The following is a 5199-nucleotide window of genomic DNA, read 5'->3' as shown; positions in this document are numbered from 1 at the left end:
CTGACTATTACCCATAAGTTCGGCTTTCACTAAACGGGAACAGGACAGGAATATGAGTAGAAAGGTTAGCTTTAATTTTTGAATTAAGAGTGCATGACCATCAGCCAGATGACCAAAGAGCAAACTTGGAGCGATCGGGAATTTGAATCGGTCGATTTGGGTGATAAGCGCCTAAACACAAGACTAAAGAAGCTCGCAGAAGACTTGTCAACCGCACCAGAAGCGCCCATCAATCAAGCGAGCGAAGACTGGGCGGCGACCAAGGCTGCGTATCGGTTCTTTCAGAACGACCACGTTACGAGTGAACAAATTCTAAGCCCCCATCGCACTCGAACGTTAGAGCGGATGAAAGCGGAAGCCGTTGTGCTTGCGGTTCAAGATACCTCGTATTTAAACTTTTCAAGTCATAAACACACCCAAGGATTAGGTCCGATTGGCGACAGTCGCTCTGCTAGTCTTGGCTTAGTGACTCACAACATTCTAGCGGTCACGCCTCAAGGTTTGCCTTTGGGATTACTGAATCAAACCGGATGGGCAAGAAGCGGATACAATCAGCAGAGTGAGCGCGAACGCAAGAATACGTCGATTGAGCATAAGGAGAGCTATCGCTGGATTCAAGGACTTGAGCTGGTTCAAAAAATCAAACCTGAGAACACGAGAGTGATTACACTCTGTGACAGAGAGCGTGATATCTACGAGTTCTTGGTCGCCGCCGAGCGTTGCCATGCAGAATTTGTCATTCGCCCTGCTTGGAATCGCCATCTCAAAGACAGTGAATGCCCTCGCCCATGGGAACACCTGCAAGCCCAACCTGTGGCAGGATGCTACCAAATTACGGTGCCATCGCGGGACGCTAAACCGGAACGCACCGCGACTCTTGCAGTTCGGTTTGGAGCGGTGACTTTAGAACCCACACAGCGCCCGAAACAGTCGTTATTCTACCCGCTACCACCAGTCATGCTGAATGCCGTCTATGTGACGGAAGTCGATGCTCCAAACCTCGAAAACCAGATTGAGTGGATGCTTTTGACCCACATTGCGCTCACTTCATTCGAGCAGGCATTGGAAAAAGTGATCTGGTACTGTTGTCGCTGGCAGATTGAGGTCTTTCATAAAATTCTCCAGCACGGTTGCACGGTCGAGCAGTGTCGCTTGCAATCAGCGGAGCGCTTGAATCGCTACATCACCTTGATGAGCGTAGTGGCATGGCGGCTTTTCTGGATCACCTGGATGCACAGAACTGCTCCCACCGCTTCAGCTCGGACGATCTTGACCGAACTTGAGAGCTGCATCCTGCTACTGCTGACAAATCGCACCAACGATGCTCAACCCTCAAATTTCTGTGTGGCTCAAGCCGTGATTGCCATTGCGAAACTGGGTGGCTTTTTAGCTCGCAAGGGCGATGGCGATCCTGGACCAACGGTCATCTGGAGAGGATGGGCAGTACTTCAAAACACAGCTCGACTTGGCTTTCACCTCTTCCCTCAAAGTTGTGGGTAATAGTCAGGCCTCTACCAGAACTACCCTTTCAGTATGCAGACTTTGCGATCTGGCAGCGTAACTATTTTAGTGAAGAAGTTTTGGCAACCCACTTACCATACTGGCATCAGCATCTTGCCAATCTACCAGTCTTGCTCGATCTGCTACCTGCCGCTCAATCTCTGCAAAATGATTACCCTGCTTCCGAGCGTCAAGTTTTTCTACCTCAGAACTTAACAGCCGCGATCGCGGCCTTCAGCCATACTCATAGGGTCACGCCATTCACTGTCTTCCTCACTGCACTCAATATTCTGTTGTGCAAATGGAGCAATCAGACAGATATTCTGGTGCTGGGTACAATGGCAAATCGCACCACACCAGACATTGAAAAGCTGCTGGGTTGTTTCATTAGCGATCTACCGTTGCGTACTCAATTAGACCATGACCAAACTGGAATTTCTCTGCTAAAACACGTCAAGCAAATGGTAAGTGCAACGCTCACCCACGCAGTTCCACTAGAAGGAATCTGGGAGCCATTCGAGAACAAGATAGAGGTTTTGCGAACAGTTAATCTTGTGCTAGTTCCTGCAACGAACTGGTTAAATCAAACGCTAAAGTGTGACATTTTGCCTATTACCACTAGCCGTGGAGTTTGGAGTGAACAATGTTGCCCTTTAGAGCTTTATGTTTCTTATCCTGAAGAAAAGACTCAGGCGATCGAACTTTTTGCCTCATATAGTTCAACAACCTTTACTAATGAGTCAATTGATTACTTTCTGAGTAGTTATCAAGCAATTCTCCAAAAGCTAACTGAGTCTCCAGAAACGCAACTTTCTAAATTTCAGTTGTTCCTTTAAGGTGTGTTCATTCCATTTGGGAACACTCTACTCAAACGCTGTGATTCGATCGCAAGTTTGAGTAAATTCAAGGATTGAATGAAATGATGAACAGTATGGTCGCACTATGGGAACGCTTCTTTCCAAAGCAATCAAACAGAGCCGAACAAGCCGCAGAGGAGCAACAATTAACACCAGAAAGCTTGAGCGATCGCCTTGAGATCTACAAGCAATTTAATCTAGAAATTAAAGAAGAGCGAGGGAGTTACGGTGATTCTCGATTTTATCGACCTGCACCCCGCACTCGCTATATCCAACGGTACTTCTAGAGCCGCTTACTGAAGCCCGCTCCATTCACGCAGGAAGGGTAACAGAAACGTAATCGGTGCGCGTTCTTCCACAGTTACACGCACCGCAGCGGTCGTACCCGAAGTCAGCTTGTTCGCGGGTCCCTTCGAGGACGACCACTTGTAACCACTGATCGTGTTCGTCTCTGGTTGCAGTTCCACTACCACTTCGACTTTGGCAGACTTACCCGTTAGAGTATCTGCCAATTCGGGATTGCCAACTTTGACGGCGGCTCGACTTGATGTTACTGGGTAGGGCGACACTAATTTTACCGCCCCCACAATGCCCCCAAACTGCTCTCGCTTTACTGTGTCTGGGGTGAGTTGCACCTTCATGCCCGGTTTGATCTGCTTGCCGTCTTTGACCTCAAAGTAAACCACTCCGGTTAAAACAGCCGATTCTGAACCCCCAGTTTGCAGCGTTCCGAGTCGCGTTCCTGAACTGACGACCTGCCCTAACACGCCACTCATGTCAAGAATCGCGCCATCTTGCGGACTCCGAATCAAACTACGATCGCTGATTTGCTGTTTCAGTTGCGCGATCGCGCGATCGACCTCCGCAATCTCATTAGTGCGCGTATTCGAGGCTTATAAATTCTCTTGATTCAGTCGCTTGCTGCGCGTTTCTAGTTCTTCGAGTTGCGCCCCAATTTCGGCGATCGTACTCTGACTTTGAGCATAGCGTTGCTCGGTTTCGGTCGCGTTCACTGCTAACTGACGCAGTTGTGCCTGCAAGTCTTGAATGTTCTGCATTTCCTGACGATACTCCCGTTCAGCAAGAATCAGAACATCTTGCTCGATTGCGCCTTGCTTCGCCAACTGTTCGCGTCGCTCCCAACGATCTTTTAGCGCAGGCAGCATCGCTTGAGCATTTTGTATCCGTTGCTCCAGACTTTGCCGCTGTTGTGCAATCGTGGTCAATCCTTGTTGCCGATGGAAATCGCTTGATAAAACCGGGTGGCAAAACCGCGATCGCGCTTCAATTCTTCCCACAACAAGTCTTGCGGTAATGCCAGCAACAGGGAGTGTTCTGCACAGCGAATCGAAGCTGAAGCGACTCCGGTTTCCACAAACGACATTTCTCCCACGATTTCGCCACTCGCACGCCGCGCAATCTCTTTTTCGACTGGCTGACCGTCGATCTCAACCGTAAAGGTAATCGCTAAGTTACCTTTGAGGACAATGTAAATTGCCTCGACGGGTTGCCCTTGCTGGATGATCACGGTTCCGGCAGTGATTTGTTCGCGTCGTCCGTGTGTGGTTATCCAGTCGATGTCGTTGTCATTGAGGATCGCAAACACAAACAACACTTTTCGTAGTGCCTGTCCGGGCACAATCTGACTTTGTGCCAGCAGTTTAGACAGGCTGCGGAGACGAACTGACAGCGTAATAGCAATCTCTTGATAAAACCGGGCGGCAAAATCTGTATCCAGAGTAAGTTTCGTTTGGAGCGATCGCTTGGGAATTGCCAAGACTTGACTTGGTTCGGCGGCGCTGACGGTGGCAGAGGGTGGGCGATCATCAAGTAGTGACATCTCACCCAGCAGTTCGCCGACCCCGCAGCGGACAATTTCTTGATCGGTTTGGAATTGGCTCTGAGAAATGGAGACGATAAACGTGCCGCTCAACACAAGGAAAACAAAATCTGATGTGATGCCCTCGTGAATCAGAACGGTGTGAGTCGGGCAGTCCTGTGGGTGTGCGATCTGCTCAAGCCAGTCGCGGTCTTGAGATTGTAATACTTTGAAGTTTGGCAATCGCGTCGAAATTTGGGGCATAGACTGACAAGTTGCAGGTCGATCGCAGATGGCAACGAGCGATGTCGGTAGAAGTAAGGCTCCCCCTACACAGTCTCACAGGCATCTGCCTCCGTAGAATGCCCAGAAGGATGCCGCGTCTATCGGTTAACGAGCAACTTCCAGGTGCCCTAAGCAAGCGAGACAGTCGATCTGCTCGATCCGCTCAATCAACGTCACACTTCGGAGAGCGAGTAGTAGCTGTCTATTTTCCCAGAGGTGAAATTTTTCCAGAAGTGTGATAAGTTTCAGAGCAATTGTTCAGCGTCTGCGCTTGTTCAACCCATGATGGCGGAGGAGTACAGTACCATCCTATCGAAGCTAGGCGAAGAGATCGATCGCCTATCCAAGCGCGTGGAGGAGCTAGAGCAGCGCAATCAAGAACTGGAAGCAGAGAATAAACAACTGAAAGAACTGTTACATCAGCAAGGCGCATCAAAGGATGCAAAAGCACCTCAGTTCAAAGAGAACGATAGTGTTGAGAAACATAAAGGCAAAGGGAAACGAGGGCAACAGTCAACGGGGCGACGTGCCCAAGATGAAAAGCTCGGCTGCGTCAGCCATCACGTGGATATCTATCCAGAGGGTATTCCCGCATCCGCGTGTATTGAACAAGCGTCAGCAATGTGCGTGGCGGCTGATATCGGGACGAGCGGAGTAAGTCCTGAACTCCGGCACTATTAAAGCCCTAAGTACAGGACAAAAAACTTAGAACCTGCAAGAAATCATTCATTTTCTGCT

7 protein-coding genes are annotated in these 5199 nt (G+C 49.5%); 4 read left to right on the top strand and 3 right to left on the bottom strand.

Annotation, left to right across the window (positions count from 1 at the left end; all coding sequences use genetic code 11):
* Positions 1–93 precede the first annotated feature (93 nt).
* The 3 genes from ACKFKF_RS34275 (at position 94) to ACKFKF_RS34265 (ending at position 2644) form a co-directional block, all read left to right on the top strand.
* Complete coding sequence (locus ACKFKF_RS34275) at positions 94–1500, top strand: IS4 family transposase (protein WP_446871833.1); 1407 nt, start codon at positions 94–96, stop codon at positions 1498–1500.
* The gene (locus ACKFKF_RS34270) at positions 1491–2336 is read left to right on the top strand and encodes a condensation domain-containing protein (protein WP_446871832.1); all 846 of its coding nucleotides are present in this window, start codon (positions 1491–1493) and stop codon (positions 2334–2336) included. Before ACKFKF_RS34275 ends, ACKFKF_RS34270 begins: the two co-directional genes overlap by 10 nt.
* 86 nt (positions 2337–2422) lie before the next feature.
* Positions 2423–2644, top strand: coding sequence for a hypothetical protein (locus tag ACKFKF_RS34265; RefSeq protein WP_446871831.1), 222 nt, complete (start codon positions 2423–2425; stop codon positions 2642–2644).
* A 6-nt stretch (positions 2645–2650) separates the two neighbouring features.
* On the opposite strand, the gene ACKFKF_RS34260 is transcribed toward ACKFKF_RS34265, so the two are convergent.
* The 3 genes from ACKFKF_RS34260 to ACKFKF_RS34250 all read right to left on the bottom strand — a co-directional run bounded on the left by ACKFKF_RS34260 (position 2651) and on the right by ACKFKF_RS34250 (position 4440).
* Positions 2651–3184, bottom strand: coding sequence for an NHLP bacteriocin system secretion protein (locus tag ACKFKF_RS34260; RefSeq protein WP_446871834.1), 534 nt, complete (start codon positions 3182–3184; stop codon positions 2651–2653).
* A 66-nt stretch (positions 3185–3250) separates the two neighbouring features.
* A complete protein-coding gene (locus ACKFKF_RS34255; protein ID WP_446871830.1) occupies positions 3251–3583 on the bottom strand; it encodes a hypothetical protein in 333 nt (110 codons plus the stop codon).
* The gene (locus tag ACKFKF_RS34250; protein ID WP_446871829.1) at positions 3580–4440 is read right to left on the bottom strand and encodes a cyclic nucleotide-binding domain-containing protein; all 861 of its coding nucleotides are present in this window, start codon (positions 4438–4440) and stop codon (positions 3580–3582) included. The genes ACKFKF_RS34255 and ACKFKF_RS34250 overlap by 4 nt, the downstream gene beginning before the upstream one ends.
* Positions 4441–4743: 303 nt before the next feature.
* On the opposite strand from ACKFKF_RS34250, the gene ACKFKF_RS34245 reads away from it, so the two are divergent.
* Positions 4744–5142, top strand: a complete 399-nt coding sequence (locus tag ACKFKF_RS34245; RefSeq protein ID WP_446871828.1) for a hypothetical protein — start codon at positions 4744–4746, stop codon at positions 5140–5142.
* Positions 5143–5199 lie beyond the last annotated feature (57 nt).

It is taken from the genome of Phormidesmis sp. 146-12 (genome assembly GCF_052939495.1).
The sequence above is the reverse complement of the archived record's forward strand: the minus strand, read 5'-3'. Positions and strand labels throughout refer to the sequence as shown.

Excerpts from the sequence above, each read along its gene's own strand:
- ACKFKF_RS34275 (WP_446871833.1), top strand. The coding sequence starts at position 94 with ATGACCATCAGCCAGATGACCAAAGAGCAAACTTGGAGCGATCGGGAA.
- ACKFKF_RS34265 (WP_446871831.1), top strand. The coding sequence starts at position 2,423 with ATGAACAGTATGGTCGCACTATGGGAACGCTTCTTTCCAAAGCAATCA.
- ACKFKF_RS34250 (WP_446871829.1), bottom strand. The coding sequence starts at position 4,440 with ATGCCCCAAATTTCGACGCGATTGCCAAACTTCAAAGTATTACAATCT.
- ACKFKF_RS34245 (WP_446871828.1), top strand. The coding sequence starts at position 4,744 with ATGATGGCGGAGGAGTACAGTACCATCCTATCGAAGCTAGGCGAAGAG.